Source organism: Pseudomonas sp. PDNC002 (assembly GCF_016919445.1).
Lineage (GTDB): Bacteria > Pseudomonadota > Gammaproteobacteria > Pseudomonadales > Pseudomonadaceae > Pseudomonas.
In genome coordinates this window covers 2025658-2050301 of record NZ_CP070356.1, presented here as the reverse complement: position 1 = coordinate 2050301, position 24644 = coordinate 2025658, and the positions used below count along the sequence as shown (strand labels likewise).

The 24644-nt window shown below is 66.7% G+C and carries 22 protein-coding genes, 1 pseudogene and 1 riboswitch; of the genes and pseudogenes, 20 read left to right on the top strand and 3 right to left on the bottom strand.

All coding sequences use genetic code 11. The features are described from left to right. Positions 1 to 28 precede the first annotated feature (28 nt). The 18 genes and pseudogenes from tssB (at position 29) to JVX91_RS09490 (ending at position 17013) form a co-directional block, all read left to right on the top strand. Positions 29 to 529: a type VI secretion system contractile sheath small subunit gene (gene tssB, locus JVX91_RS09580; RefSeq protein WP_205339011.1), complete on the top strand. Its 501-nt coding sequence runs from the start codon at positions 29 to 31 to the stop codon at positions 527 to 529. 27 nt (positions 530 to 556) lie between these two features. Next, positions 557 to 862: pseudogene (locus tag JVX91_RS09575) on the top strand (type VI secretion system contractile sheath large subunit); the annotation flags it as partial. Between the two features lie 492 nt (positions 863 to 1354). Next, positions 1355 to 1600 (top strand): exodeoxyribonuclease VII small subunit, encoded by a 246-nt coding sequence (locus JVX91_RS09565; protein ID WP_081517239.1) that lies wholly within the window; start codon positions 1355 to 1357, stop codon positions 1598 to 1600. Further along, a complete protein-coding gene (gene ispA, locus JVX91_RS09560) occupies positions 1597 to 2484 on the top strand; it encodes a (2E,6E)-farnesyl diphosphate synthase (protein ID WP_205339010.1) in 888 nt (295 codons plus the stop codon). Before JVX91_RS09565 ends, ispA begins: the two co-directional genes overlap by 4 nt. A gap of 131 nt (positions 2485 to 2615) precedes the next feature. Further along, on the top strand, positions 2616 to 3290 hold the full coding sequence (locus JVX91_RS09555) for a GntR family transcriptional regulator (RefSeq protein WP_054906844.1): 675 nt from the start codon (positions 2616 to 2618) through the stop codon (positions 3288 to 3290). A gap of 112 nt (positions 3291 to 3402) precedes the next feature. Beyond that, the gene (locus tag JVX91_RS09550; RefSeq protein WP_205339009.1) at positions 3403 to 4347 is read left to right on the top strand and encodes a 4-hydroxyproline epimerase; all 945 of its coding nucleotides are present in this window, start codon (positions 3403 to 3405) and stop codon (positions 4345 to 4347) included. After that, positions 4344 to 5456 carry an FAD-dependent oxidoreductase gene (locus JVX91_RS09545; RefSeq protein WP_205339008.1) on the top strand — a complete coding sequence of 371 codons (1113 nt, stop codon included), beginning with the start codon at positions 4344 to 4346 and terminating at the stop codon, positions 5454 to 5456. Before JVX91_RS09550 ends, JVX91_RS09545 begins: the two co-directional genes overlap by 4 nt. After that, entirely contained in the window at positions 5449 to 5685 is a 237-nt protein-coding gene (locus tag JVX91_RS09540) for a (2Fe-2S)-binding protein (RefSeq protein ID WP_205339007.1), read from the top strand. Before JVX91_RS09545 ends, JVX91_RS09540 begins: the two co-directional genes overlap by 8 nt. Further along, a complete protein-coding gene (locus tag JVX91_RS09535; protein WP_205339006.1) occupies positions 5682 to 6929 on the top strand; it encodes an FAD/NAD(P)-binding oxidoreductase in 1248 nt (415 codons plus the stop codon). Before JVX91_RS09540 ends, JVX91_RS09535 begins: the two co-directional genes overlap by 4 nt. Before the next feature lie 159 nt (positions 6930 to 7088). Then, positions 7089 to 7868 carry an AraC family transcriptional regulator gene (locus tag JVX91_RS09530; RefSeq protein WP_205339005.1) on the top strand — a complete coding sequence of 260 codons (780 nt, stop codon included), beginning with the start codon at positions 7089 to 7091 and terminating at the stop codon, positions 7866 to 7868. A gap of 474 nt (positions 7869 to 8342) precedes the next feature. Continuing rightward, the gene (locus tag JVX91_RS09525; protein WP_054906837.1) at positions 8343 to 9149 is read left to right on the top strand and encodes a transporter substrate-binding domain-containing protein; all 807 of its coding nucleotides are present in this window, start codon (positions 8343 to 8345) and stop codon (positions 9147 to 9149) included. Positions 9150 to 9219: 70 nt separating this feature from the next. After that, complete coding sequence (locus JVX91_RS09520; RefSeq protein ID WP_205339004.1) at positions 9220 to 10938, top strand: aconitase family protein; 1719 nt, start codon at positions 9220 to 9222, stop codon at positions 10936 to 10938. Further along, a complete protein-coding gene (locus JVX91_RS09515; protein ID WP_045216994.1) occupies positions 10938 to 11603 on the top strand; it encodes an amino acid ABC transporter permease in 666 nt (221 codons plus the stop codon). Before JVX91_RS09520 ends, JVX91_RS09515 begins: the two co-directional genes overlap by 1 nt. 11 nt (positions 11604 to 11614) lie before the next feature. After that, complete coding sequence (locus JVX91_RS09510) at positions 11615 to 12265, top strand: amino acid ABC transporter permease (protein ID WP_024764660.1); 651 nt, start codon at positions 11615 to 11617, stop codon at positions 12263 to 12265. Continuing rightward, positions 12258 to 12980, top strand: a complete 723-nt coding sequence (locus JVX91_RS09505; protein WP_205339003.1) for an amino acid ABC transporter ATP-binding protein — start codon at positions 12258 to 12260, stop codon at positions 12978 to 12980. Before JVX91_RS09510 ends, JVX91_RS09505 begins: the two co-directional genes overlap by 8 nt. Before the next feature lie 172 nt (positions 12981 to 13152). Next, positions 13153 to 14184, top strand: a complete 1032-nt coding sequence (locus JVX91_RS09500; RefSeq protein WP_205339002.1) for a proline racemase family protein — start codon at positions 13153 to 13155, stop codon at positions 14182 to 14184. A gap of 105 nt (positions 14185 to 14289) precedes the next feature. Next, positions 14290 to 15207, top strand: coding sequence for a dihydrodipicolinate synthase family protein (locus JVX91_RS09495; protein WP_169942064.1), 918 nt, complete (start codon positions 14290 to 14292; stop codon positions 15205 to 15207). 228 nt (positions 15208 to 15435) lie between these two features. Next, positions 15436 to 17013: an aldehyde dehydrogenase (NADP(+)) gene (locus JVX91_RS09490; protein ID WP_205339001.1), complete on the top strand. Its 1578-nt coding sequence runs from the start codon at positions 15436 to 15438 to the stop codon at positions 17011 to 17013. 307 nt (positions 17014 to 17320) lie between these two features. Here JVX91_RS09490 and JVX91_RS09485 read toward each other — a convergent pair whose 3' ends face one another. Continuing rightward, positions 17321 to 18325: an Ldh family oxidoreductase gene (locus JVX91_RS09485; RefSeq protein ID WP_205339000.1), complete on the bottom strand. Its 1005-nt coding sequence runs from the start codon at positions 18323 to 18325 to the stop codon at positions 17321 to 17323. 245 nt (positions 18326 to 18570) lie between these two features. On the opposite strand from JVX91_RS09485, the gene dxs reads away from it, so the two are divergent. Next, the gene (gene dxs, locus JVX91_RS09480; RefSeq protein ID WP_205338999.1) at positions 18571 to 20481 is read left to right on the top strand and encodes a 1-deoxy-D-xylulose-5-phosphate synthase; all 1911 of its coding nucleotides are present in this window, start codon (positions 18571 to 18573) and stop codon (positions 20479 to 20481) included. A 52-nt stretch (positions 20482 to 20533) separates the two neighbouring features. Next, a riboswitch (cobalamin riboswitch) is annotated at positions 20534 to 20702 on the top strand. A gap of 102 nt (positions 20703 to 20804) precedes the next feature. Beyond that, positions 20805 to 22661, top strand: coding sequence for a TonB-dependent receptor (locus JVX91_RS09475; protein ID WP_205338998.1), 1857 nt, complete (start codon positions 20805 to 20807; stop codon positions 22659 to 22661). 505 nt (positions 22662 to 23166) lie between these two features. Here the strand turns inward: JVX91_RS09475 and JVX91_RS09470 are convergent. Then, positions 23167 to 23766 (bottom strand): HAD family hydrolase, encoded by a 600-nt coding sequence (locus tag JVX91_RS09470; protein WP_205338997.1) that lies wholly within the window; start codon positions 23764 to 23766, stop codon positions 23167 to 23169. After that, positions 23763 to 24632: an acyl-CoA thioesterase II gene (gene tesB, locus JVX91_RS09465; RefSeq protein ID WP_205338996.1), complete on the bottom strand. Its 870-nt coding sequence runs from the start codon at positions 24630 to 24632 to the stop codon at positions 23763 to 23765. Before tesB ends, JVX91_RS09470 begins: the two co-directional genes overlap by 4 nt. Between the last annotated feature and the right edge of the window lie 12 nt (positions 24633 to 24644).

Sequence of the window (24644 nt, the reverse complement as noted above, 5' to 3'; positions counted from 1 at the left end):
CGGGCCGTAAATGCAAAGGAGAAATGCCATGGCCAAAGATGGCTCGGTAGCCCCCAAGGAACGCATCAACATCACCTTCAAACCCGCCACCGGCAATGCCCAGGAAGAAATCGAGCTGCCACTGAAGCTGCTGGTTCTGGGGGATTTCACCCAGCGCGCGGACGACCGCAAGGTCGAAGATCGCAAACCGATCGGCATCGACAAGAACAACTTCGACGAGGTACTGGCCAAGCAGGAGCTCAGCTTGACCCTCAACGTCCCCAACCGACTGCAGGAGAACGCACCGGACGAGGACCTGGGCGTATCGCTACGGGTCAACTCCATGAAGGACTTCAACCCGGCGAGCCTCGTGGATCAGGTTCCGGAATTGAAGAAGCTGATGGAACTGCGCGACGCCCTGGTAGCCCTCAAGGGGCCACTGGGCAATGCGCCGGCCTTCCGAAAGGCCATTGAAAGCGTACTGGCCGATGATGACTCGCGCGATCGCGTGTTAGCCGAGCTCGGCCTCGCCGCCCAGCAGGACGCCTGAGCGCGCCACTGAAAAGGAATCCAACACATGAGCACGAGCGCAGTACAGGAAACCACCGGGGCCGGCGCAGAGTACGGCATTCTCGACAGAATCATTGCCGAGACCAGCCTGACCCCAGACGATGAGGCCTACGGCATCGCCAAGCGAGGCGTCTCCGCCTTCATCGAAGAATTGCTGAAACCCCAGAACCAGGGCGAGCAGGTCAAGAAGGCGCTGGTCGATCGGATGATCGCCGAGATCGACGCCAAGCTCAGCCAGCAGATGGACGAAATCCTTCACCACGCCGAGTTCCAGGCGCTGGAATCCTCCTGGCGCGGCCTGAAGCTCCTGGTGCTTCAGAGCGCGTAAAGATGATGCCGATAGCCGCTTAAACCAGACCTATCGGGCACTGCTTCAGCGAATTGATAATGCCTACAGCCCCAGCCCCAAGAAGAGAGATTTGTTGAAAAGCCAATTGAAGAACGCGCAGCTTCAATGGATGTACCTGCGGGATGCAGATTGCGAGCTGATGGCGTTTGAGGCAGACCAGGTAGTCAGGCTTATGAGGGAAATGTCAATCAATGCGTCACTGCGGCTACGCAGCTCCGTTCCCGGCAGTTACGCGAAATCTCCTCTCAGCTGACGCCACAAGAAATGATCAAGCACTGACCATTTCTCGCTTCTGCCTGGCAGCAACGGTGACGTGGCTGCGCGTCCGTCATCACGCGAGCTGGGGGTGCTAAGGCTCGAATACTCAACACAGCCCGAGCCGCCTCCCGCATTTGCCCACAATCCCCGTCTCTGCTAGTGTCGCGAGGTTTCCGAATACCCCGCCGAGATGTCCGCATGGCCCGCAAGAAAGCTTCCCTCGACTTCGAACAGTCCCTCGCCGAGCTGCAAACGCTGGTGGAGCGCCTGGAAAGCGGCGAGCTGTCGCTGGAGGACTCGCTGGGTGCCTTCGAGCAGGGCATCCGTCTGACCCGCGATTGCCAGGCGGCGCTGACCCAGGCGGAGCAGAAGGTGCAGATCCTGCTGGAACGCGATGGCGAACTGAGCGAAGCGCCCTTCGATCCGGAAGGCGACGACGCATGATCGCCGGGTACCAGACGCGCTGCCAGGCGCGTGTCGATGCTGCGCTGGAAAAGCTGTTCGTCGCTCCCCGTGAAGAACTGACCCGCATCTACGGCGCCATGCGCTACAGCGTGGTCAACGGCGGCAAGCGCGTGCGTCCGCTACTGGCCTACGCGGCCTGCGAAGCATTGGGTGGCGAGGCGGAACGTGCCGATGGCGCAGCCTGCGCGGTGGAGCTGATCCACGCCTATTCCCTGGTGCACGACGACCTGCCGGCGATGGACGACGACGACCTGCGTCGCGGCCAGCCGACCACCCACATTGCCTACGACGAAGCCTGCGCGATTCTCGCCGGTGACGGTCTGCAAACACTGGCATTCGAGGTGATCGGTAACGCCCAGCTCAATCCGCAGGATGCGCAGACCCGCCTGGACATGCTGATGATCCTCACCCGCGCCGCCGGTTCTGCCGGGATGGTTGGCGGGCAGGCGATCGACCTGGAGTCCGTGGGTCGCAAGATCGACCAGGCGGCGCTGGAAACCATGCACCGGCACAAGACCGGCGCGCTGATCGAAGCCAGCGTGCAGCTCGGCGCCCTGGCCAGCGGCCGCGCCAACGCCAATGCGCTGGAAGCCCTGCGCCGCTACGCCGAGGCCGTGGGCCTGGCGTTCCAGGTGCAGGACGACATCCTCGACGTGGAAAGCGACACCGCCACCCTCGGCAAGACCCAGGGCAAGGACCAGGCCCACGACAAGCCGACCTACCCCGCGCTGCTCGGCCTCGACGAAGCCAAGGCCTACGCCCTCGCCCTGCGCGACCAGGCGCTCGCGGCGCTGGAAGGCTTTGGCGATAGCGCCGAACCGCTGCGCGCCCTGGCCCGCTACATCGTCGAACGCCGCAACTGATTCCCCGGCACGCGCATTGCGTGTGCAAATCCCGTGATTCATCCATTGCGATGACCGCTCGCCGGTGCTTCACTGCATCGCAGGGATTTCGTATACCATATCCGACAAAAGCCACCTGACCGGACTGCATCGTGCCGCTACGCAACGCCCCCAACCTGGGTATCGTCCCCTCCGCCTCGGAGACCATCGCCAAGCACCTGCGCGAGGCGATCATTTCCGGCCAGATGGCAGAGCACGAGCCGATCCGCCAGGACGATATCGCGCAGATCTTCAACGTCAGCAAGATTCCCGTGCGCGAGGCGCTCAAGCGCCTGGAGGCCGAGGGGCTGGTGGAGTTCCAGCGCAACAAGGGCGCGCTGGTGACGAAGATTTCCGAGCCGGAACTGGCACAGATGTTCGAGGTACGGGTCGTCCTCGAAGCCCAGGCGATCCGTCTCGCGGTGCCGAACATGACCGCCGAGACCTTCGAGCGCGCCGAGCGCATCTGTGCCGAGTTCGTCGGCGAGGACGATGTCGGCCGTTGGGCGGAGCTGAACTGGGAGCTGCACGCCTGCCTCTATGAACCGGCGCAGCGACCCTATCTGGTCGGCCTGATCCGCTCGATCCATGACAAGCTCGAACGCTACCTGCGCATGCAGATGAGCCTGTCCTCCGGCAAGGAGCGCGCGGACCACGAGCACCATGACATCCTCGATGCCTGCCGCGCCGGCGATGGCGAGCTGGCCGCACGCTTGCTGGAAGAACACATCAACGGCGTCTGCCGCACGCTCTACGAACACCTGCCGAACCGGCCCACACCTAGCTGATCGGAAAGCTCCGCTGTGCCGATTTCATCATCGGCCCGGCGGAAAACCCTCAAGCCCCGATTCCCGTCCCGCGCCACCCTAGGGTCTACAACAAGACACCCCAGGGGGCAGCATGAAACGCATCCAGGTTCTCGATTCCCACACCGGCGGCGAACCCACGCGCCTGGTGCTCGACGGCTTTCCCGATCTGGGCAAGGGCAGCATGGCCGAACGCCGCGCGCTGCTGGCCGAGAAACATGACAGCTGGCGCGCCGCTACCGTACTGGAACCGCGCGGCAGCGACGTACTGGTCGGCGCCCTGCTCTGCGAGCCGGTGGACCCGAGCGCCTGCGCCGGGGTGATCTTCTTCAACAACACCGGTTACCTGGGCATGTGCGGCCACGGCACCATCGGCCTGGTGGTCTCATTGGCGCACCTCGGCCGCATCGGCCCCGGCACGCACAAGATCGAGACGCCGGTGGGCACCGTCGAAGCAACCCTGCACGAAGACCGCTCGGTGAGCGTGCGCAACGTCCCCTCCTATCGCTACCGCAAGCAGGTGCCGGTGCAAGTGCCCGGCCACGGGCTGGTGCACGGCGATATCGCCTGGGGCGGCAACTGGTTCTTCCTGATTGCCGATCACGGCCTGCGCGTGGCCGGCGACAACCTGGACGAGCTGACCGCCTACACCGTCGCCGTGCAGAAGGCGCTGGAAGACCAGGGCATCCGCGGTGAAGACGGCGGGCTGATCGACCACATCGAGCTGTTCGCCGACGATCCCGAAGCGGACAGCCGCAACTACGTGCTCTGCCCCGGCAAGGCCTACGACCGCTCGCCCTGCGGCACCGGCACGAGCGCCAAGCTGGCGTGCCTGGCCGCTGATGGCAAACTCGCCGCCGGCGATGCCTGGCGCCAGGCCAGCGTGATCGGCAGCCAGTTCGAAGGCCGCTTCGAGTGGGTCGGCGAGCCCGCCGAGGGGCGTATCATCCCTACCATCCGCGGCCGCGCCAACATCAGCGCCGAGGCCACCCTGCTGCTGGAAGAGGACGACCCGTTCGCCTGGGGCATCCGTTCGTGAGCGATGCGGACATCATCGTCATCGGCGCCGGTATCGTCGGCGCCGCCTGCGCCCACGCCCTGGCCCGCCGCGGGCTGGATGTACTGGTGCTGGATGCGCGCCTGCCCGGCGCCACCGCCGTCGGCATGGGCCACCTGCTGGTGCTCGACGACAACGCCGCCGAACTGGCGCTGAGCAACTACTCGCTGCAACGCTGGCGCGAGTGGGGCCACGACATGCCCGCCGAATGCGCCTACCGCAGCAACGGCACGATGTGGCTGGCGGCCAATGACGAAGAGATGGCCGAAGCCGAACGCAAGTTCGCCGTCCTGCGCGAACACGGCGTCACCGCAAGACTGCTGAACAGCGCGGAGCTGCAGCAGGAGGAACCCGAGCTGCGCAGCGACCTGCACGGCGGGCTGGAGATCACCGGTGACGGCATTCTCTACGCCCCGCGCGCCGCCGCGTGGCTGCTGGAATCGGCGCTGATCCCGATCCGCCAGCGCCAGGCAAAAGTGGTGGAAATCGACGAACCCCGCGTGCGCCTGGACGACGGCCAGTGGCTGAGCGCCAAGGCCATCGTCCTGGCCAATGGCATCCAGGCCACGCAGCTCTGCGCCGACCTGCCCATCGAACCGAAGAAAGGTCATCTGCTGATCACCGACCGCTACCCCGGCAAGGTGCGTCGCACGCTGGTGGAGCTGGGCTACGTGACCAGCGCGCATAACGCCAGCGGGCCTTCGGTGGCCTGCAACATCCAGCCGCGCCCGACCGGCCAGTTGTTCATTGGCGCCTCGCGGCAGTTCGGCACCACCGACCCACAGGTGGAAGGCTGGATGCTGGCGAAGATGCTGCGCCGCGCCGTCGACTACATGCCCGGCCTGGCCAACCTCAACGTGATCCGCAGTTGGGCCGGCTTCCGCGCCGCCAGCCCGGACGGCATGCCGCTGGTGGGCGAACATCCGCAGCGCCCCGGCCTGTGGCTCGCTGTCGGCCACGAAGGCCTGGGCGTAACCACCGCGCCGGGCACCGCCGACCTGCTCGCCGCGCAGCTGTGCGGCGAGCAGCTGCCGCTGCCGGCCGAACCCTATTCCCCGCGCCGTTTCCTCGGAGCCACCGCCCATGCCTGACCTGACTCTTGACGGCCGCCCGCTGCGTGTCGTCGCCGGCACCACGGTGGCCGCCGCGCTTGCCCTGGGCGGCGACGGCACCACGCGCACCTCGGTCAGCGGCCAACGCCGTGCGCCGCTGTGCGGCATGGGCATCTGCCAGGAGTGCCGGGTGACCATCGACGGTCAACGCCGCCTGGCCTGCCAGACACTGTGCCGCGACGGCATGCAGGTGGAGACGCGCCCATGAGCGAGTCCGTCGATATCGTCATCATCGGCGCCGGGCCGGCGGGAATGTCTGCCGCCCTCGCCGCCGCGCCGAGCGGCGCCAGCATCGTCATCCTCGACGACAACCCGCTGCCCGGCGGGCAGATCTGGCGCGACGGGCCCAATGCGCACCTGCCGCGCGCCGCTCTGGAGCTGCGCGAAAAGGTTACCGCCTGCGCCAACATCAGGATTCACAGCGCCACCCGCGTGGTGGCTTTGGCCGGCGAACGCGGCCTGCTGCTGGAAGACTTCGAACGTGGCTGGCGGCTGGATTACCGCAAGCTGATCCTCTGCACCGGTGCCCGCGAACTGCTGCTGCCCTTCCCCGGCTGGACGCTGCCCGGCGTCACCGGTGCAGGCGGACTGCAGGCTCTGGTGAAAGGCGGCGTGCCGGTAGACGGCCAGCGCGTAGTGATCGCCGGCAGCGGCCCGCTGCTGCTCGCCAGCGCCGCGACCGCCCGCGCCAACGGCGCGAAGATCCTGCGCATCGCCGAACAGGCATCGTGGTCTGCGTTGGCCAGCTTTGCGCTGAAGCTGCCGCGCTGGCCGAACAAGCTGTTGCAGTCCTTCGGCCTGTACGACCCGGCCTACCGTGCCGACAGCCATGTCGTCGCCGCGCTGGGGACAGATCACCTGGAAGGCGTGCGAATCAGCCAGGGCGGCAAGCTGAAGGAAATCGAATGCGACCGGCTGGCCTGCGGCTTCGGCCTGATCCCCAACGTGCAGCTTGGCCAGGCGCTGGGCTGTGCGGTGGACGACGGTGCAATCCGCGTCGACGCCTGGCAGGCAAGCAGCCGCGATGGCATCTACGCCGCGGGCGAATGCACCGGCTTCGGCGGTTCGGAGAAAGCGCTGGTGGAGGGTCGCATCGCCGGCCACGCCGCCGTGGGTGAACACGACCGCGCCCGTGAACTCTGGTCGCAGCGCCAACGCTGGCAGGGCTTCGCCGACGCACTGAAAAAGGACTTTGCCCTCGACCCGCGCCTGAACCAGCTCGCCCAAGCGGACACTCTCGTCTGCCGCTGCGAAGACGTGCCGTACTCCGCGCTCGCCGGCAAACCGGACTGGACCGCCGCCAAGCTCGCCAGCCGTTGCGGCATGGGCGCCTGCCAGGGTCGCGTGTGCGGCGCGGCGGCCAAGCAATTGTTCGGCTGGCAACCGCCGGCGCCGCGTCCGCCGTTCAGCCCGACGCGGGTGGAAACCCTTCTTCAGCTGGCCGACGACTGAGCTAACGCCCTGCCAGTTCCGTAGGGCGCATAACGCCTCTGGCGTTATCCGCCGCCTGCGTTCAACGGAGGGGAGACGGCGGATAAAGCGTCCCGCTTTATCCGCCCTACGAGTTGACAGCGCCTCGCCATCTCGCCACCTTGCAGCGTACCTTCCGCCATGTTCCGACAGCCGACTCGCCTCCCGATGCACGACCTGATCCCCCAGGGCGCCCGCGACCTGGACAGCCTGCTGCAGACCCTTGCGCAGATTTCCCCGCTGCTCGATGCCATGCCCGGCGTGGTGTTCTTCATCAAGGACACCGCGGCACGCTACGTGCTGGTCAACCAGACCCTGGCGCGGCGCTGCGGTGTGAAGGATGCCCGCGAGTTGCTCGGGCGCACCGCCGAGGATGTCTTTCCCTCGCGCTTCGGACCGATCTATACCGAGCAGGATCGCCGCGTGCTGGAAACCGGCGGCCAGCTCAGCGACCAGTTGGAGCTGCACCTTTATCCCGGCCGGCTGCCGGGCTGGTGCCTGACCCACAAGCTGGCGCTGCGCGATGCACAAGGCGTCGTGATCGGCATGGCGGGAATCTCCAGCGACCTGCAGGCGGCGCAATCCACGCATCCCGCGTACCAGCGCCTCGCCGCCGTCGATGCCTACATCCGCGAGCACTTCGACAAGCCAATCAACCTTGCCGAGCTGACCGAGCTGGCCGGCCTCTCCGTCGCCCAGCTGGAGCGCCACTGCAAGCGCATCTTCCAGCTCACGCCACGGCAGATGATCCACAAGGCGCGTCTGGGTGCGGCCACCCGCCTGCTCGGCGAGGACCTGCCGATCACCGAGATCGCCCTGCGCTGCGGTTACACCGACCACAGTGCCTTCAGCCGGCAGTTCCGCGCACTGACCGGGCTGTCGCCGACGCAGTATCGTGAGTCGCAGATCGCTCCCAACTGACGAAACCTGTAGCGCTGGCATGGGCTGAGCGACTCCACCGCCCCTACAAGAGCCCCTCACCCTAACCCTCTCCCGCGCGCGGGAGAGGGGACCGTTCGGTGAAGGATAAAACCACAGCGTCAGCCGGCACGATCTGCCCCCTCCCCTCCGGGAGAGGGCTGGGGTGAGGGGAAAGCAGACACGACTTTTCCCGCAGAAGACAGCTGCTCCCACAAGGGACAACAGCGCACGCAACTTCCCGAGTGCTCCCATACGGGGCAGCGAAACACGCTCCTGCTTCATTTGGTAACAGCGTCGGGAACGCTCCTACAACCCCGGCAGAAGACTCCCAACACCTGATCCCACCAATACCGGGCCTCGCGACCAATCAGTCATGCCTGAGCCATTTCTGGCACATGCCTTGCTCTAAGAAATATCGTATACGAAATCCATAATACAAAAATCGCTGCACAACACTGACTCAGAGAGGCCCCCATGAAATTCACCCGAATTGCTCTAGCCCTCACCGCTGTGTTTCTCGCCGGCCAGGCCCAGGCCGACAAGCTCGACGACATCATCGAATCCGGCAAGCTGCGCTGCGCCGTGACCCTGGACTTCCCGCCCATGGGCTCGCGCGATGCGCAGAACAACCCGGTCGGCTTCGACGTGGACTACTGCAACGACCTGGCGAAAGTCCTCGGTGTTACCGCCGAAGTCGTCGAGACGCCCTTCCCGGATCGTATTCCCGCGCTGGTTTCCGGCCGCGCCGACGTGATCGTCGCCTCCACCTCCGACACCCTGGAGCGCGCCAAGACGGTCGCCATGACCATTCCCTACTTTGCCTTCCAGATGGTGGTGCTGACCCGCGAAGACACCGGCATCACCAAGTACGAGGACATCAAGGACCGCCCGGTGGGCAACACCAGCGGCACCTATGAAGCCATCGCGCTGGAGAAGGACGTGAAGAAATGGGGCGGCAAGGGTTCCTTCCGCGCCTACCAGAGCCAGAACGACACCATCCTCGCCGTCGCCCAGGGCCACATCGACGCCACCGTGGTGACCAACACCGTCGCCGCCTCCACTCTTAAATCCGGCAAGTACAAGGGTCTGAAGGTCGTCGGCAACGCGCCCTACGTGATCGACTACGTATCGCTGGCCGCCGCGCGCAATGAGTACGGCCTGATCCACTACCTCAACCTCTTCGTCAACCAGCAGGTCCGCACCGGCCGCTACGCCGAGCTGTACGAGAAGTGGGTCGGCGGCACCCCGGTCGACCTCACCGTTCCCCACGTGTACTACTGACGGCGGGCGCAACATGTCTTCGATGCAGGCCTCAAGGGTGCGGGACTCACGCCTAACAGGGCGGGTCCTGATGGGGGGTAGCGCCGAAGGGGCGCTACTCCATGCCGACACCGGGCTGAGCTTCTGGGGTGGCGTCGAGCCCTTCAGCGGCGAGGTCATCGACCGCCACCATCCGCTCTCCGGCAGCTTCCTGCCCGGGCGGGTGCTGGCGATTCCCAGCGGACGCGGCTCCTGTACCGGCAGCAGCGTGATGCTGGAAATACTGCTCAACGGCCACGCGCCGGCAGCGCTGCTGCTGGCCGAGCCGGACGAGATCCTCACCCTTGGTGTGCTGGTGGCGCAGGCGTTGTTCGGCCGCTCCATCCCGGTGCTGTGCCTGGGCCACGAGGCTTTCGAGCAGTTGTCCACGGGCGGCTGGGCCCGCATCGAAGACGGACAGGTAACACTCACCGCCGAGCGCCCTGCCGATGGCTGGCAGGGCGTGATGGCCAGCGATGCCGGCCCGTTGCCGGAAGGCCTGGCGCTCACCGCCGGCGACCATGAACTGCTCGACGGCCAGCACGGCAAGGCCGCCCAGGCCGCCATGCAGATCGTCCTGCGCATGGCCGCACTGCAAGGCGCAAAGGACCTGCTGGACATCGCCCAGGCGCACATCGACGGCTGCATCTATACCGGCCCCGCCAGCCTGCGCTTCGCCCGCCAACTGGCGGACTGGGGCGGCAAAGTACGGGTGCCGACCACTCTGAATTCCATCTCCGTGGACCACCGCCGCTGGCGCGAACTGGGTGTCGACAAGGCCTTCGGCGAGCCTGCCGCGGCGCTGGGCGATGCCTACATGGAGATGGGCGCGCAGATGAGCTACACCTGCGCGCCCTACCTGCTGGACAGCAAGCCAAGCCTCGGCGAACAGGTGGTCTGGGCCGAGTCCAACGCCGTGGTGTACGCCAACAGCGTGCTCGGCGCGCGGACCCTGAAATACCCGGATTACCTCGACATCTGCATCGCCCTCACCGGCCGCGCGCCGAACGTCGGCAGCCACCGCGACGAGGGCCGGCTGGCCGTGCTGCGGATCGATGTCGAGCTGCCGGCCGAGCACGACGAATCGATCTTCCCGCTGCTCGGCTACCACATCGGCGAGCTCTGCGGCACGCGCATCCCGGTGGTCGACGGCCTGCAGCCGCTGGCGCCGGACAGCGATGCGCTGAAAGCCTTCGGCGCGGCCTTCGCCACCACCTCCGCCGCCCCGATGTTCCACATCGTCGGCGTTACGCCGGAAGCGCCGGACGTCGCCACCGCACTGGGCGGCAAAGCCCCGCTGCAACACCTGCGCGTCACGCCAGCGGACCTCATCGCTTCCTGGCACGAGCTGGACCACGCGGCAGAACCCACCGTGCAACTGGTGTCCCTGGGCAACCCACACTTCTCCGCCAGCGAGTGTGCCGAACTGGCGAAACTGGTGGCCGGGCGCCGCAAGCATCCGGGTGTCGCGCTGGTCGTCGCCCTCGGCCGCGCCGTGCAGGAAAAGGCCCGCGCCGCCGGCGACGTGAAGGTGCTGGAAGACTTCGGCGCGCAACTGCTCAACGACACCTGCTGGTGCATGATCGGCGAGCCGGTGATCCCGCCGGACTGCACCACGCTGATCACCAATTCGGCGAAGTACGCCCACTACGGCCCGGGCCTGGCCGGGCGCCAGGTGCATTTCGGCAGCCTTGCCGCGTGTGTCGAGGCGGCCTGCAGCGGGCGCGGTGACGGTGGCGTCCCGAGCTGGCTGAGCGAGGGGGTGCGCTGATGTTCAACTACAGCTTCCACTGGCGCTCCGCCTTCAAGGCCCTGCCGGACATGCTCGGCGGCGCCTGGGTAACGCTCGAAACCGCCGCGCTGTCGATGATCCTCGGCGTGCTCATCGCACTGCTGCTGACCGTCATGCGGCAGATGAAGAACCCGCTGCTCAAGGGTTTCGCCGACACCTGGGTATCCATCGCGCGCAACACGCCGTCGCTGTTCCAGATCTACATCCTGTACTTCGGCCTGGGCTCCTTCGGCCTGCACGTCAGTTCCTGGGTGGCGCTGCTGGCGGGGATCACCTTCAACAACGCCGGCTACCTCGCGGAGAACTTCCGTGGCGGCCTCAAGGCCGTGCCGGACACCCAGATGCGCGCTGCGCGTTCGCTGGGCATGAGCGCCTTCCAGGCGTACCGGATGATCATCGTTCCGCAGCTGCTGCGCATCGTCTATTACCCGCTGACGAACCAGATGGTCTGGGCGGTGCTGATGACGTCGCTGGGCGTGGTGGTGGGGCTGAACAACGACCTCACCGGCGTGACCCAGGACTTCAACGTGCGCACCTTCCGCACCTTCGAGTACTTCGCCCTGGCCGCGGTGCTCTATTACATCATCGCCAAGGTCATCGTGGCGGTCGCCCGCCTGTTGAGCTGGCGGCTGTTCCGCTACTAGGAGAAGCACGCATGTTTTCCACGAGCTTCACCGTCAACGACCTGATGTTCCTGCTGCAAGGGGCCTGGGTCACCGTCAAGCTGACCGTCGGCGCCATGCTCATCGGCACCCTCGCCGGCGTCGTGCTGGGCTGGCTGCGCGCCACCCTGCCGCGCGCCACGATGCCGGTCGGCTGGTTCCTCGACATCTTCCGCAGCGTGCCGCTGCTGATCCAGTTCGTGCTGTTCAACTCGCTGAAAAGCATCGTCGGCCTGAACTGGAGCGCCTTCACCGTCGGCTGTCTGGTGCTGGGTGTCTACGCGGCGGCGTTCTGCACCGAGATCATCCGCAGCGGCATCCTCGCTGTCGGCCCGAACATCCGCCGCGCCAGCCGCTCGCTGGGCCTCAGCTACTGGCAGGACCTGCGCTACATCGTGCTGCCGCTGGCCGCGCGGGTGGCCTTCCCCGGCTGGCTGAACCTGGTGCTGGGGGTGATGAAGGACACCGCGCTGGTCATGTGGATCGGCATCGTCGAACTGCTCCGCGCCTCGCAGACCATCGTGACGCGCATCCAGGAACCCCTGCTGGTGCTGTGCATCGCCGGGGTCATCTATTACCTCATGAGTTGGGTCGTGGCGCGCCTCGGCGCCCGGCTGGAACAAAGGTGGCAGGAAAATGATTGAAATCGACAACGTGCACAAAGCCTACGGCGATCTGGAAGTGGTCAAGGGCGTCAGCCTGACCGTGAAGAAGGGCGAGGTGGTCTCGATCATCGGCGGCTCGGGTTCGGGCAAGTCCACCCTGCTGATGTGCATCAACGGCCTGGAACCGATCCAGCGCGGCAAGATCCGCGTCGATGGCATCGAGGTCCACGCCAAGACCACCGACCTGAACAAGCTGCGGCAGAAGATCGGCATCGTCTTCCAGCAGTGGAACGCCTTCCCGCACCTGACCGTGCTGGAGAACGTCATGCTCGCCCCGCGCAAGGTGCTCGGCCTGTCCAAGGAAGAGGCCGAGGCGATGGCGGTGAAGCAGCTCAAGCACGTCGGCCTGGGCGACAAGCTCAATGTGTTCCCGCAGAAGCTCTCGGGCGGGCAGCAGCAGCGTATGGCGATCGCCCGCGCGCTGGCCATGTCGCCGGACTACATGCTGTTCGACGAAGCCACCTCGGCACTCGACCCGCAACTGGTGGGCGAGGTACTCGACACCATGCGCCTGCTCGCCGAAGAGGGCATGACCATGGTCCTGGTGACCCACGAAATCCGCTTCGCCCGCGATGTGTCCGACCGCGTGGCGTTCTTCCGCGAAGGCCTGGTGCACGAGATCGGCACGCCGGACCAGGTGATCGTCAACCCGCAGCGGGCGGAGACGGCGGAGTTTCTGAGGTCGGTGAACTAGGCGGTCGATGAGTGAATAAGAGCCCCTCACCCTAACCCTCTCCCGCGCGCGGGAGAGGGGACCGTTCGGTGAAGGATAAAACCACAGCGTCAGCCGGCACGGCCTGCCCCCTCTCCCTCTGGGAGAGGGCTGGGGTGAGGGAAGGCAGGCGGCACGGAACCAGGAGACAGACATGCGTTCGAGCAAGATCATCCACGTCGTCAGTTGCCACGCCGAAGGCGAAGTCGGCGACGTCATCGTCGGCGGCGTCGCCCCGCCGCCGGGCGATACCGTGTGGGCGCAGTCGCGCTTCATCGCCAGCGACAACGTGCTGCGCAACTTCGTCCTCAATGAGCCGCGCGGCGGCGTGTTCCGCCATGTGAACCTGCTGGTGCCGCCGAAGGACCCGCGAGCGCAGATGGCCTGGATCATCATGGAACCGGCCGACGTGCCGCCCATGTCCGGCTCCAACTCGCTGTGCGTCAGCACCGTGCTGCTGGACAGCGGCATCCTGCCGATGCAGGAGCCGCAGACACGCCTGACCCTGGAAGCCCCCGGCGGCCTGATCGAAGCCGTCGCCGACTGCAAGGACGGCAAGGTGCAGCGCGTGGAAGTACGCAACCTGCCCTCCTTCGCCGACAAGCTCGACGCCTGGATCGAAGTGGAAGGCCTCGGTTCGCTGCAGGTGGATACCGCCTACGGCGGCGACAGCTTCGTGCTGGCCGACGCGCACGCGCTGGGCTTCACCCTGCACGCCTCGGAGGCCGCCGACCTGGTCGCCACCGGCCTGAAGATCACCCAGGCGGCGAACCAGCAACTGGGCTTCAAGCACCCGGTGAACCACGACTGGGCGCACATCTCCTTCTGCCAGCTGACCGCGCCGGTAGAACGCGTCGATGGTGTGCTGCACGGGCGCAACGCCGTGGTCATCCGCCCCGGCAAGATCGACCGCTCGCCCTGCGGCACCGGCTGCTCGGCACGCATGGCGGTGCTGCATGCCAAGGGCCAGCTGAAGGACGGCGAGCGCTTCGTCGGCCACTCGATCATCGATTCCAAGTTCCATTGCCGCATCGACGGTCTCACCAGCGTCGGCGACAAGCCAGCCATCCATCCGTGCATTTCTGGTCGAGCCTGGATCACCGGCACCCACCAGCACCTGCTCGACCCGGATGATCCGTGGCCGGAGGGTTACCGACTCTCGGACACCTGGCCCAACGGTTACTGATTTCCCCTTTCAACCCTGATTCGCCGCGTAGCGGCACCCGACGACGAAATTTCAGGGAAACCTCCCAGAACTTTCGTATACGAAATACGACAATTGGAGAAAAACATGAGCAAGAAGGTCAATTGGAGTGGCGTGTTCCCCGCGGTGACCACTCAGTTCAACGACGATTACTCGGTCAACCTGGAAGCCACCCACAAGGTGATCTCCAACCTCGTGCGCGACGGCGTATCGGGCCTGGTGGTGTGCGGCAGCGTGGGCGAGAACACCTCGCTGTCTATCGAGGAAAAGATGGCCGTCACCGAAGTCGCCAAGGACGCCTCCGGCGGCCGCGTGCCGGTGATCTGCGGCATCGCCGAGTTCACCAGCCATGGCGCCTCGCAGGTGGCCAAGGCGGTACAGAAGGTCGGCGTCGACGGCATCATGGTGATGCCGGCGCTGGTCTACTCCTCCAAGCCGCATGAAACCGCCGCGCACTTCCGCAGCGTGGCCACCAGCACCGACCTGCCGGTGATGGTTTACAACAACCCGCCGATCTACAAAAACGACGTCACCCCGGACATCCTCATCTCCCTGGCCGACTGCGAGAACATCGTCTGCTTCAAGGACAGCTCCGGCGACACCCGCCGCTTCATCGACGTGCGCAATGAAGTGGGCAACCGCTTCATCCTCTTCGCCGGCCTCGACGACGTGGTGCTGGAGAGCATCGCCGTGGGCGCCGAGGGCTGGATCTCGGGGATGTCCAACGTGTTCCCGCAGGAAGGCGAAACCATCTTCCGCCTGTGCAAGGCCGGCCGTTACGAAGAAGCCATGCCGATCTACGAATGGCTGATGCCGATCCTCCACCTCGACGCCCGCCCGGACCTGGTGCAGTGCATCAAGCTGTGCGAAGAGATCGCCGGCCGCGGCACCGCCCTCACCCGCCCGCCGCGCCTGGCGCTGCAAGGCGCGGATCGCGAGCACGTGGAGACGATCATGGCCAAGGCGCTGGCGAATCGGCCGAAGTTGCCTGACGTCGGACTCTGAGTGGCGATTGAACCACCCTCACCCTAACCCTCTCCCAAGGGGAGAGGGGACCGTACGTGCCGGCTCGAAATTCCACTCTCGCCGATACGTCCGCAATCTCTGCACACCGTGCAAGCCGGCTGACTCCCAGGTCGCCGGCCACACGACCTGCTCCCTCTCCCTCCGGGAGAGGGCTGGGGTGAGGGGCTCTTGCTCTTCACCTCACTCTTTCCAATAGAGAGCCCGCCCATGACCGCCCAGAACTTCATCGCCGGCCAACGCATCGGCACCGGCAGCATCCACCTGCAGAGCCTCGACGCCAGCACTGGCGAAGCCCTGCCCCGCGAATTCCTCCAGGCCACCGAAGCCGAAGTCGACGCCGCCGCCCGCGCCGCCGAAGCTGCCTTCCCAGCCTACAATGCGCTGTCGCCGGAACGCCGCGCGCAGTTCCTCGACGCCATCGCCAGCGAACTGGAAGCCCTCGGCGACGATTTCATCGCCATCGTTTGTCGCGAGACGGCCCTGCCCGCCGCACGCATCCAGGGCGAGCGCGGCCGCACCGCCAACCAGATGCGCCTGTTCGCCAAGGTGCTGCGCCGTGGCGACTTCCTCGGCGCGCGCATCGACCGCGCACTGCCCGAGCGCCAGCCGCTGCCCCGCCCGGACCTGCGCCAGTACCGCACCGGCGTCGGCCCGGTGGCCGTGTTCGGCGCCAGCAACTTCCCGCTGGCCTTCTCCACCGCCGGTGGCGATACCGCCGCCGCGCTGGCCGCCGGCTGCCCGGTGGTGGTCAAGGCCCACAGCGGCCACATGGCCACCGCCGAACTCGTCGGCGAAGCCATCGTCCGCGCAGCCGAATCCACCGGCATGCCCGCCGGCGTGTTCAACATGATCTACGGCGCCGGCGTTGGCGAGCCGTTGGTCAGGCACCCGGCGATCCAGGCGGTCGGCTTCACCGGCTCGCTCAAGGGCGGTCGCGCACTGTGCGACCTGGCTGCCGCGCGCCCACAGCCGATCCCGGTGTTCGCCGAGATGAGCAGCATCAACCCGGTGCTGGTGCTGCCCGCCGCCCTGGAAGCGCGCGGCGAGAAAATCGCCCGCGAGCTGGTGGATTCCGTGGTCATGGGTTGCGGCCAGTTCTGCACCAATCCCGGCCTGGTGATCGGTATCGCTTCGCCGGCCTTCAGCCTGTTCACCGCCAACCTGATCGCCGAGATCGGCCAGCGCCCGGCGCAGACCATGCTCAACGCCGGCACCCTGAAAAGCTACGAGAAGGGCATCGCCAAGCTGCTCACCCACCCCGGCCTGCGCCACCTCGCCGGGCATCCACAGGAGGGCCGACAGGCGTTCCCACAACTGTTCCAGGCCAAGGCCAGCCTGCTGCTGGAAGGTGAAGAACTGCTGCAGGAAGAAGTCTTCGGCCCGACCACCATCGTTGTCGAAGTGGCCGATGAAGCCGAACTGCGCCGCGCGCTGGACGGCCTGCACGGCCAGCTCACCGCCACACTGATCGCCGAACCGGGCGACCTCTCGCGCTTCGCCGGCCTGGTGCCGGTGCTGGAGCGCAAGGCCGGACGATTACTGATCAACGGCTACCCGACCGGTGTGGAAGTCTGCGACGCGATGGTCCACGGCGGGCCGTACCCGGCGACCTCCGACGCGCGCGGCACGTCAGTCGGCAGCCTGGCCATCGACCGCTTCCTGCGCCCGGTGTGCTACCAGAACTACCCGGATGCGCTGCTGCCCGACGCATTGAAGGACGCCAACCCGCTGGGCATCGCGCGGCTGGTGGATGGCGAGACGACACGCAACGCCGTGACTCGCTGAGGGTTCGTCGGCGCGGGAGTGAACTGTCGGCCAGTCCCGCGCCGATGCTCAGCCCCGGCCTTGTGCCGGGGCTTTTTTATGCGTTCGATGGTGAGACTCACGTAGGAGCGGACCTTGTCCGCGATGACTTCGCTGCGCGCCGGTCCCATCGCGGACAAGGTCCGCTCCTACAAGAGCCGCGCCGTGCAGCGCGCTCGCAGGGCGAATAACGCGCCAGCGTTATCCGCCGCCGAACCTACGGCGGATAACCTGCTCCAGGTTATTCGCCCTACGCGTTGGTCAGGCGTAAGGGCAAGCCGATCTCGAACTATTCCAGCAGCGCGCGCAAATCGGCATACAGCGAATCGCTGATCGCCACGCCCTCTTTCAGGCTGCGCTCGCGTGCCGTGAAACGCCGCTGAGACGGCAGGCGCGCGCCCATGTCGACGATGGACTCGAACAGCGTCTCGGCCCGCGCCAGGTGCTGCGGCGCTTCGGCACCAAGGAAGCGCGCCGGGTCGATGGCGATCAGCAGTTCGCCGTGATACGGCGAGGATTTCGTCCCGGCATCGAACACCGTGGACTCGGCACTGGTCAGGTCGCCGATCAGCGGCCCGGCGATCAGCTCGACCATGGTCGCCAGCGCCGAGCCCTTGTGCCCGCCAAAGGTGAGCATGGCGCCGTCGAGCACGGCGCTTGCGTCAGTGCTGGGATTGCCCTGCGCATCGATACCCCAACCCAGCGGAATCGACTTGCCCTCGCGCTCGTGCAGCTGGATTTCACCGCGCGCCACGACCGTGGTGGCGAAGTCGAAGACATAAGGATTCTGCCCGACACGCGGCCAGCCGAAGGCGATGGGGTTGGTGCCGAACAATGGCCGCGTCCCACCGGCCGGCGCCACGTAGGCCTGCGCCGGGGTGACGGCCAGGGCCACGAGGCCGTGGGCGACGATCCGCTCGATCTCCACCCACAGCGCCGAAAAGTGCACGCAGTGATTGACCGCCATCGCGGCAATGCCCTGGCTGCGTGCCTTTTCGACCAGCTTCGGCAGGCCGAGATCGAAGGCGCACTGCGAGAAGCCGCCCTTGGCGTCCACCCGCACCAGCGCCGGGGCCGGCTCCGACAGCTCCGGCACGGCGTCCAGCGAGACCTTGCCGGCGCGCGCCGTATGGATGCAGCCCAGCAGGCGCCAAACACCGTGGGACGTGCAGCCATCGCGCTCGCCGGCCAGCACGGTCTCGGTCACGCCCTGCACGTGGGGCTCGCTGAAACCGTGGCGACGCAGGATCGCTTCGGACAGTTCGCGCAGTTCATCCAGGCTCAGTCGGGTCACGCCATCCTCCTCGATTGCTACAAAAGACTGCGGCAATCCGCCGCCGGTCGGTGATCGTGTCTACAGTGGATCCTCGCGCCAAGGCCCGCTTGCGTGCAATCGTCGGAAGCGACGACGATTTCGGCACAGCCTGCCGCCCCATTTCCGACTATCCGGTCGTCCGAAGGATTGGCCCCACGTTGCTTGGGCCAATCCGGAGCTTCGGGTAAACTTCCGCATCTTTGCCTTTCATAACGATCAGCCTGATGCCCACGACGTTCCACGAGATTCCCCGCGAGCGCCCTGCCACGCCCCTGCTCGACCGCGCCAGCACGCCGGTCGAACTGCGCCGGCTGGGGGAAGCGGAGCTGCTGACCCTCGCTGACGAACTGCGCCAGTACCTCCTGTACAGCGTCGGCCAGACCGGCGGCCACTTCGGCGCCGGGCTCGGCGTGATCGAGCTGACGGTGGCCCTGCACTACGTCTTCGACACCCCGGACGACCGCCTGGTGTGGGACGTCGGCCACCAGGCCTACCCGCACAAGATCCTCACCGGTCGCCGCGAGCGCATGGGCAGCCTGCGCCAGAAGGACGGCCTGGCCGCCTTCCCGCGCCGCTCGGAGAGCGAGTACGACACCTTCGGCGTCGGCCACTCCAGCACCTCCATCAGCGCCGCCTTAGGGATGGCCATCGCCGCGCGCATGCAGGGCTCCAACCGCAAGTCGGTGGCAGTGATCGGTGACGGCGCGCTGACCGCCGGTATGGCTTTCGAGGCGCTCAACCACGCGTCGGAAGTGAAGGCCGACATGCTGGTGATCCTCAACGACAACGACATGTCGATCTCCAACAACGTCGGCGGCCTGTCCAACTACCTGGCCAAGATCCTCTCCAGCCGCACCTACAGCAGCATGCGCGAAGGCAGCAAGAAGGTGCTCTCGCGCCTGCCCGGCGCCTGGGAGATCGCCCGCCGCACCGAGGAATACGCCAAGGGCATGCTGGTCCCCGGCACGCTCTTCGAGGAGCTGGGCTGGAACTACATAGGCCCCATCGATGGCCACGACCTGCCGACCCTGATCGCCACCCTGCGCAACATGCGTGACCTCAAGGGCCCGCAGTTCCTGCACGTGGTGACCAAGAAGGGCAAGGGCTTCGGCCCGGCCGAGATCGACCCGATCGGCTACCACGCCATCACCAAGCTGGAGCCCGAAGGCGCCCCCGCCCACGCCGTGCCGAAGAAGGCCGGCGGGCCGAAGTACTCCAGCGTGTTCGGCCAATGGCTGTGCGACATGGCTGCCCAGGACCCGCGCCTGGTCGGCATTACCCCGGCGATGAAGGAAGGCTCCGACCTGGTGGCCTTCGCCGACAAATTCCCGGACCGCTACTTCGACGTCGCCATCGCCGAACAGCACGCCGTGACCCTGGCGGCCGGCATGGCCTGCGACGGCGCCAAGCCGGTGGTGGCGATCTACTCCACCTTCCTGCAGCGCGGCTACGACCAGTTGATCCACGACGTCGCGGTGCAGAACCTCGACGTGCTGTTCGCCATCGACCGCGCCGGCCTGGTGGGCGAAGACGGCCCGACCCACGCCGGCAGCTTCGACCTCTCCTACCTGCGCTGCATCCCCGGCATGCTGGTGATGACCCCCAGCGACGAGAACGAACTGCGCAAGCTGCTCACCACCGGCCATCACTTCGAAGGCCCGGCGGCGGTGCGCTACCCGCGCGGCACCGGCCCGAACGCCGCCATCGAAGCCGAGCTGGCCCCGGTGGAAATCGGCAAGGGCGTGGTGCGCCGCGAAGGCAAGGCCGGCAAGGTCGCCTTCCTGGTGTTCGGCGTGCAACTGGCCGAAGCGCTGAAAGTCGCCGAACAGTTCGACGCCACGGTCGCCGACATGCGCTTCGTCAAGCCGCTCGACGAGGAGCTGGTGCGCCAGCTGGCCGCCAGCCACGAGCTGCTGGTGACCATCGAGGAAAACTCGGTGATGGGTGGCGCTGGCGCCGCCGTCAGCGAATTCCTCGCCCGCGAGAATATCCAGCAGCCAATCCTGCACCTGGGTCTGCCGGACTACTACGTCGAGCACGCCAAGCCCGCACAGATGCTCGCGGAGTGCGGTCTTGACGCTGCGGGCATCGAAGCCTCGGTGAAGGCGCGCCTGGAGGCCCTCGGCAACCGCTGAGACCGATCGGCGCATCCCTCCTCGGGAGTATTGCCAGTGACGGGCGCACCGACTAAGGTGCGCCCGTTTTCGTTCGAGGTAACGGGAAGCAGGTGAAAGACCTGCGCTGCCCCCGCAACGGTAACCGACGCGCCCCGACAGGGAGCGCAGCATCGCCATCCGCCACTGCAGAACGCGGGAAGGCGGCGATGTGACGTCGGCAGCCCGGAGACCGCCCTCGACACGCCCCGACAGGTGTTGCGGAGGGCCGCACCGTCAAGTGCGGCCTGCCGCCCTTGCCACGCCCTCCTCGAAAGTCATCCGCCCGCTTTTGAGGACGTTCCATGAAACTGACCCGACTCGCCCTGGCCACCAGCCTGCTCCCCGGCATGGCCTTCGCCGCTGGCGACATCTACACGCTCTCCGACCAGGTGATCACCTCAGCGCGCCAGGCCCAGCCGCGCGCCGAAGCCACCTCGGCCAACAGCGTGTTCACCCGCGCCGACATCGAACGCCTGCAGGTACGCAGTGTCCCCGCCCTGCTCGCCCGCGTGCCCGGCGTGCAGATGGGCAGCTCCGGCGGCGTGGTCTCGTACTCCGTGCGCGGCACCAGCACCGCGCAAACCCTGGTGCTGGTGGACGGCCAGCGCATCGCCTCGGCCAGCAGCGGCATCGCCCGCCTGGACTACCTGAGCATCGACAGCATCGAGCGCGTCGAAGTGACCCGAGGCCCGCGCTCGGCGCTGTACGGCGCCGACGCCATTGGTGGGGTCATCCAGATCTTCACCCGCCGCGGCGAAGCCGGCCTGCACCCGGAAGTGCGCCTGGCCGCCGGCAGCCACGGCACCTTCGAGCGCAGCCTGAGCCTTTCCGGCGGCAACGAGCAGACCCGCTACAACCTCGGCGGCAGCCTGGATGAGAGTCAGGGCTGGGACCGCACCAGCGACAACGTCGGCGCCGACAGCGACCACGACGCCCAGCGCAACAAGGCCGTGCACCTGAACCTGGACCATCGCTTCAGCGACGACTGGAAAGCCGGCCTGAACCTCAACGACCAGCGCGGCAAGAACGAATACGACGACGCCTACAACTTCGAGCCCGGTACGCCGCAGGACGAATTCCGCGTCAGCAGCTACAGCGCCTACCTCGACGGTCAGATCACGAAGATGTGGAACAGCCGCCTGGAGCTGGGCCGCAGCTTCGACCGCAACAAGGCCGTGGGCGCCGCCGACAGCTGGAACAACGGCACCCTGGAGACCACCCGCCACTCGGCGAGCTGGATCAACCGCCTGCAACTGGACGACTCCAACCAGCTGGCCCTGGGCGCCGACTGGTACGAAGACAAGGTCGACGGCAGCACCGACTTCGCCGAGGACCAGCGCAGCAACCGCGCCTTCTTCGCCCAGCACAGCTTCAAGGGCGACAGCTTCGGCACCGAACTGGGCATCCGCCACGACAACAACCAGGCCTACGGCAGCCAGAACAGCTGGAACGCCGCCTTCAGCCTGCCGGTCGGCGACAACCAGACCTGGATCGCCAGCTACGGCGAAGGTTTCCGCGCACCGACCTTCAGCGACCTCTACTACCCCGGCGCGAGCAACCCGGACCTGAAGGCCGAGACCTCGAAGACCTATGAGCTGCAATGGCGCGGCGACTTCTCCGGCACGCACCTGGAAGCCTCGCTGTACCGCACCGAGATCGACGATCTGATCGCCTGGGACAGCACCAGCAACCAGCCGGAGAACATCAACAAGGCGCGCATCAATGGCTTCGAGGCCAGCGTTGCCCGCGACGTACTGGGCTGGCAGGCCGCTCTCGGTTTGAGCCTGATCGACCCGCGCGACCGCGACACCGGCCACACCCTGCCGTACCGCGCGCGCCGTACCTTGAACCTGGACCTCGATCGCCAGTTCGGCGCCTTCGGTGTCGGCGGCACCTGGCGTGCGGTCAGCCAGCGCTACGACGACGCGGCCAACACCCGCGAACTCTCCGGCTACGGCGTGCTCGACCTGCGCACCAGTTGGCTGGCCAGCAATGAGATTCGCTTCGACCTGAAGCTGGATAACGCCCTGGACCGCGACTACACCCTGGGCGACTACCTACGCCCAACCAGCCCGATGGACTTCATGGGCGAAGCCCGCCCCTACCGCGAACCGGGCCGCACCGCGCTGCTGGCGGTGACCTGGACGCCGGAGCTGTAAGAGAAGCAGCCTGGCGGCCCTTACCCTGACCCTGGCTACGCGCCCCGCTCCTGAGGGAGAGGGGACTGTCCGAGCAGGGTAGAGCCTCAGCGCTCGCCGGCTGACTCCCCAAGCTCCCCAAAATGCCAAACGGCTCCCTCTCCCTGAGGGAGAGGAGACTGTCGGAGAAGGGTAAGGCCTCAGCGCTCGCCGGCTGACGCCACAAGCTCCCACAAATGCCAAACGGCCCCCTCTCCCTGAGGGAGAGGGCTGGGGTGAGGGGAAATCCAGCGCGCCGATGCCAACCCGCAGGAGCGGATTCACCCGCGATGACCTGACGTGGCCGGACACCAATCGCGGACGAAGTCCGCTCCTACGCGTAGGGCGATATGCAGCGCAGCTGTTCGCGAGCAAGCTCGCTCTACGAAGAGCTACCCGGCGTGCTCGGGTCGATCAGAGCACTCCGCCCCTTGTAGGACCGAGGGGGGCGCCTAGCCCTTGCTCGCGAACCCGCACAGCAGCGTGCTTAAACCAGAACCCCCGCCATCCGCCCCAGCTCCGCGCAATCCTGCGCGTGCCAGTCGGTCAGCTCGGGCCAGGGATTCTCAGCAAGATTCACCAGCGCACTGTGCGCCCCGGCCGCACGCGCGCAGTTGAGGTCGAAGCGGTAGTCGCCGACCATCAGCATCTTCTGTGGCGCTACGTCCCAGCGCGCCGCCAGGCGCAGCAGGCCGTCCGGGCTTGGCTTGGGATCGGCCTCGCCACGGCCGAGAACATCTTCAGTCAGGAAGCAATCACCAATGCCAATCGCAGCCAGCGTGATCAGCGCCAGCTCATGGGCGTTGCGCGTGAGGATGCCCAGGCGATAGCCCGCACCATGCAGCGCACGCACCAGCTCCACCGCGCCCGGCGCGGCCCTGGAAGCCACCGCCAGCTCGCGCTCGTGCTCCAGCAGCCAGGCATGCTTGGCCGCCGCCTCATCCTCCGGCAGCGCGGCCAGGTGGGTGAGGATGTCGTGCTCCTGGGGAATCCCCAGCGCGCGCTTGATCGCCGGGAAGTCGTGTACCGCCAGGGTCAGGGTGCCGTCCATGTCGAACACCCAATGACGGATATCCCCAAGCCTCATGCCCAGTCCTCGCGGCGGCGGATCAGGCCTTCCTGGGTCGAGGAAGCGACCAGCTGGCCGTCACGATTGAAGATGCTGCCGCGCACGAAGCCACGGCCATTGCCGGCCCAGGGGCTATCGATGGCGTAGAGCAGCCACTCGTCCGCGCGCAGGTCGCGGTGGAACCACACGGAATGGTCGATGGTGGCGACCTGCATGTCCTTCTGCCACACCGAGCGGCCGTGGGGCAGCAGGGAGGTGGTGAGGAAACCGAAGTCCGAGGCATAGGCGAGGATGTACTTGTGCAGCGCCGGCACGTCCGGCAGCTTGCCGTCGGCGCGCAGCCAGAGGTACTTGATCGGCTCGCCGACCTCCGGGTCGTACGGGTCGTTCTCGGTCACCGGGCGGATTTCGATGGGCTTGGGATAGAGCAGCTTGTCGCGGATGCGCTCGGGGAACTGCGCGGCACTGCGCTTCTTGAGTTCCTGATCGGTCGGCAGGTTCTCCGGGCCGACCACGTCGGGCATGGTGATCTGGTGCTCGAAGCCTTCCTCGTCGGTCTGGAACGAGGTGCTCAGGGCGAAGATCGGCTGGCCCTTCTGGATCGCGGTGACGCGGCGGGTGCTGAAGGTGCCGCCGTCGCGCACGCGGTCGACCTGGTAGACGACCGGCTTGCTGGCATCGCCCGGGCGCAGGAAGTAGCCGTGCATCGAGTGCACGTGGCGCTCCGGGTCGACGGTCTGGCTGGCCGCCGACAGCGCCTGGCCGAGTACCTGCCCGCCGTAGAGCTGGCGGAACCCGAGGTCCTGGCTCGTGCCGCGGAACAGGTTCTCTTCGATCTGTTCCAGGCTCAGCAGAGCCACCAGGTTGTCCAGGATCTGGGTCATGCGCGTTGTTTC

Bases quoted from the DNA above. Each gene is read 5' to 3' on its own strand.
- JVX91_RS09505 (WP_205339003.1), top strand. From the start codon at position 12,258: ATGATTGAAATCGACAACGTGCACAAAGCCTACGGCGATCTGGAAGTG.
- tesB (WP_205338996.1), bottom strand. From the start codon at position 24,632: ATGACCCAGATCCTGGACAACCTGGTGGCTCTGCTGAGCCTGGAACAG.
- JVX91_RS09550 (WP_205339009.1), top strand. From the start codon at position 3,403: ATGAAACGCATCCAGGTTCTCGATTCCCACACCGGCGGCGAACCCACG.
- JVX91_RS09490 (WP_205339001.1), top strand. From the start codon at position 15,436: ATGACCGCCCAGAACTTCATCGCCGGCCAACGCATCGGCACCGGCAGC.
- tssB (WP_205339011.1), top strand. From the start codon at position 29: ATGGCCAAAGATGGCTCGGTAGCCCCCAAGGAACGCATCAACATCACC.
- JVX91_RS09535 (WP_205339006.1), top strand. From the start codon at position 5,682: ATGAGCGAGTCCGTCGATATCGTCATCATCGGCGCCGGGCCGGCGGGA.
- JVX91_RS09495 (WP_169942064.1), top strand. From the start codon at position 14,290: ATGAGCAAGAAGGTCAATTGGAGTGGCGTGTTCCCCGCGGTGACCACT.
- JVX91_RS09470 (WP_205338997.1), bottom strand. From the start codon at position 23,766: ATGAGGCTTGGGGATATCCGTCATTGGGTGTTCGACATGGACGGCACC.
- JVX91_RS09520 (WP_205339004.1), top strand. From the start codon at position 9,220: ATGGGGGGTAGCGCCGAAGGGGCGCTACTCCATGCCGACACCGGGCTG.
- JVX91_RS09500 (WP_205339002.1), top strand. From the start codon at position 13,153: ATGCGTTCGAGCAAGATCATCCACGTCGTCAGTTGCCACGCCGAAGGC.
- JVX91_RS09540 (WP_205339007.1), top strand. From the start codon at position 5,449: ATGCCTGACCTGACTCTTGACGGCCGCCCGCTGCGTGTCGTCGCCGGC.
- JVX91_RS09525 (WP_054906837.1), top strand. From the start codon at position 8,343: ATGAAATTCACCCGAATTGCTCTAGCCCTCACCGCTGTGTTTCTCGCC.
- JVX91_RS09515 (WP_045216994.1), top strand. From the start codon at position 10,938: ATGTTCAACTACAGCTTCCACTGGCGCTCCGCCTTCAAGGCCCTGCCG.
- JVX91_RS09475 (WP_205338998.1), top strand. From the start codon at position 20,805: ATGAAACTGACCCGACTCGCCCTGGCCACCAGCCTGCTCCCCGGCATG.
- JVX91_RS09565 (WP_081517239.1), top strand. From the start codon at position 1,355: ATGGCCCGCAAGAAAGCTTCCCTCGACTTCGAACAGTCCCTCGCCGAG.
- ispA (WP_205339010.1), top strand. From the start codon at position 1,597: ATGATCGCCGGGTACCAGACGCGCTGCCAGGCGCGTGTCGATGCTGCG.
- dxs (WP_205338999.1), top strand. From the start codon at position 18,571: ATGCCCACGACGTTCCACGAGATTCCCCGCGAGCGCCCTGCCACGCCC.
- JVX91_RS09530 (WP_205339005.1), top strand. From the start codon at position 7,089: ATGTTCCGACAGCCGACTCGCCTCCCGATGCACGACCTGATCCCCCAG.
- JVX91_RS09510 (WP_024764660.1), top strand. From the start codon at position 11,615: ATGTTTTCCACGAGCTTCACCGTCAACGACCTGATGTTCCTGCTGCAA.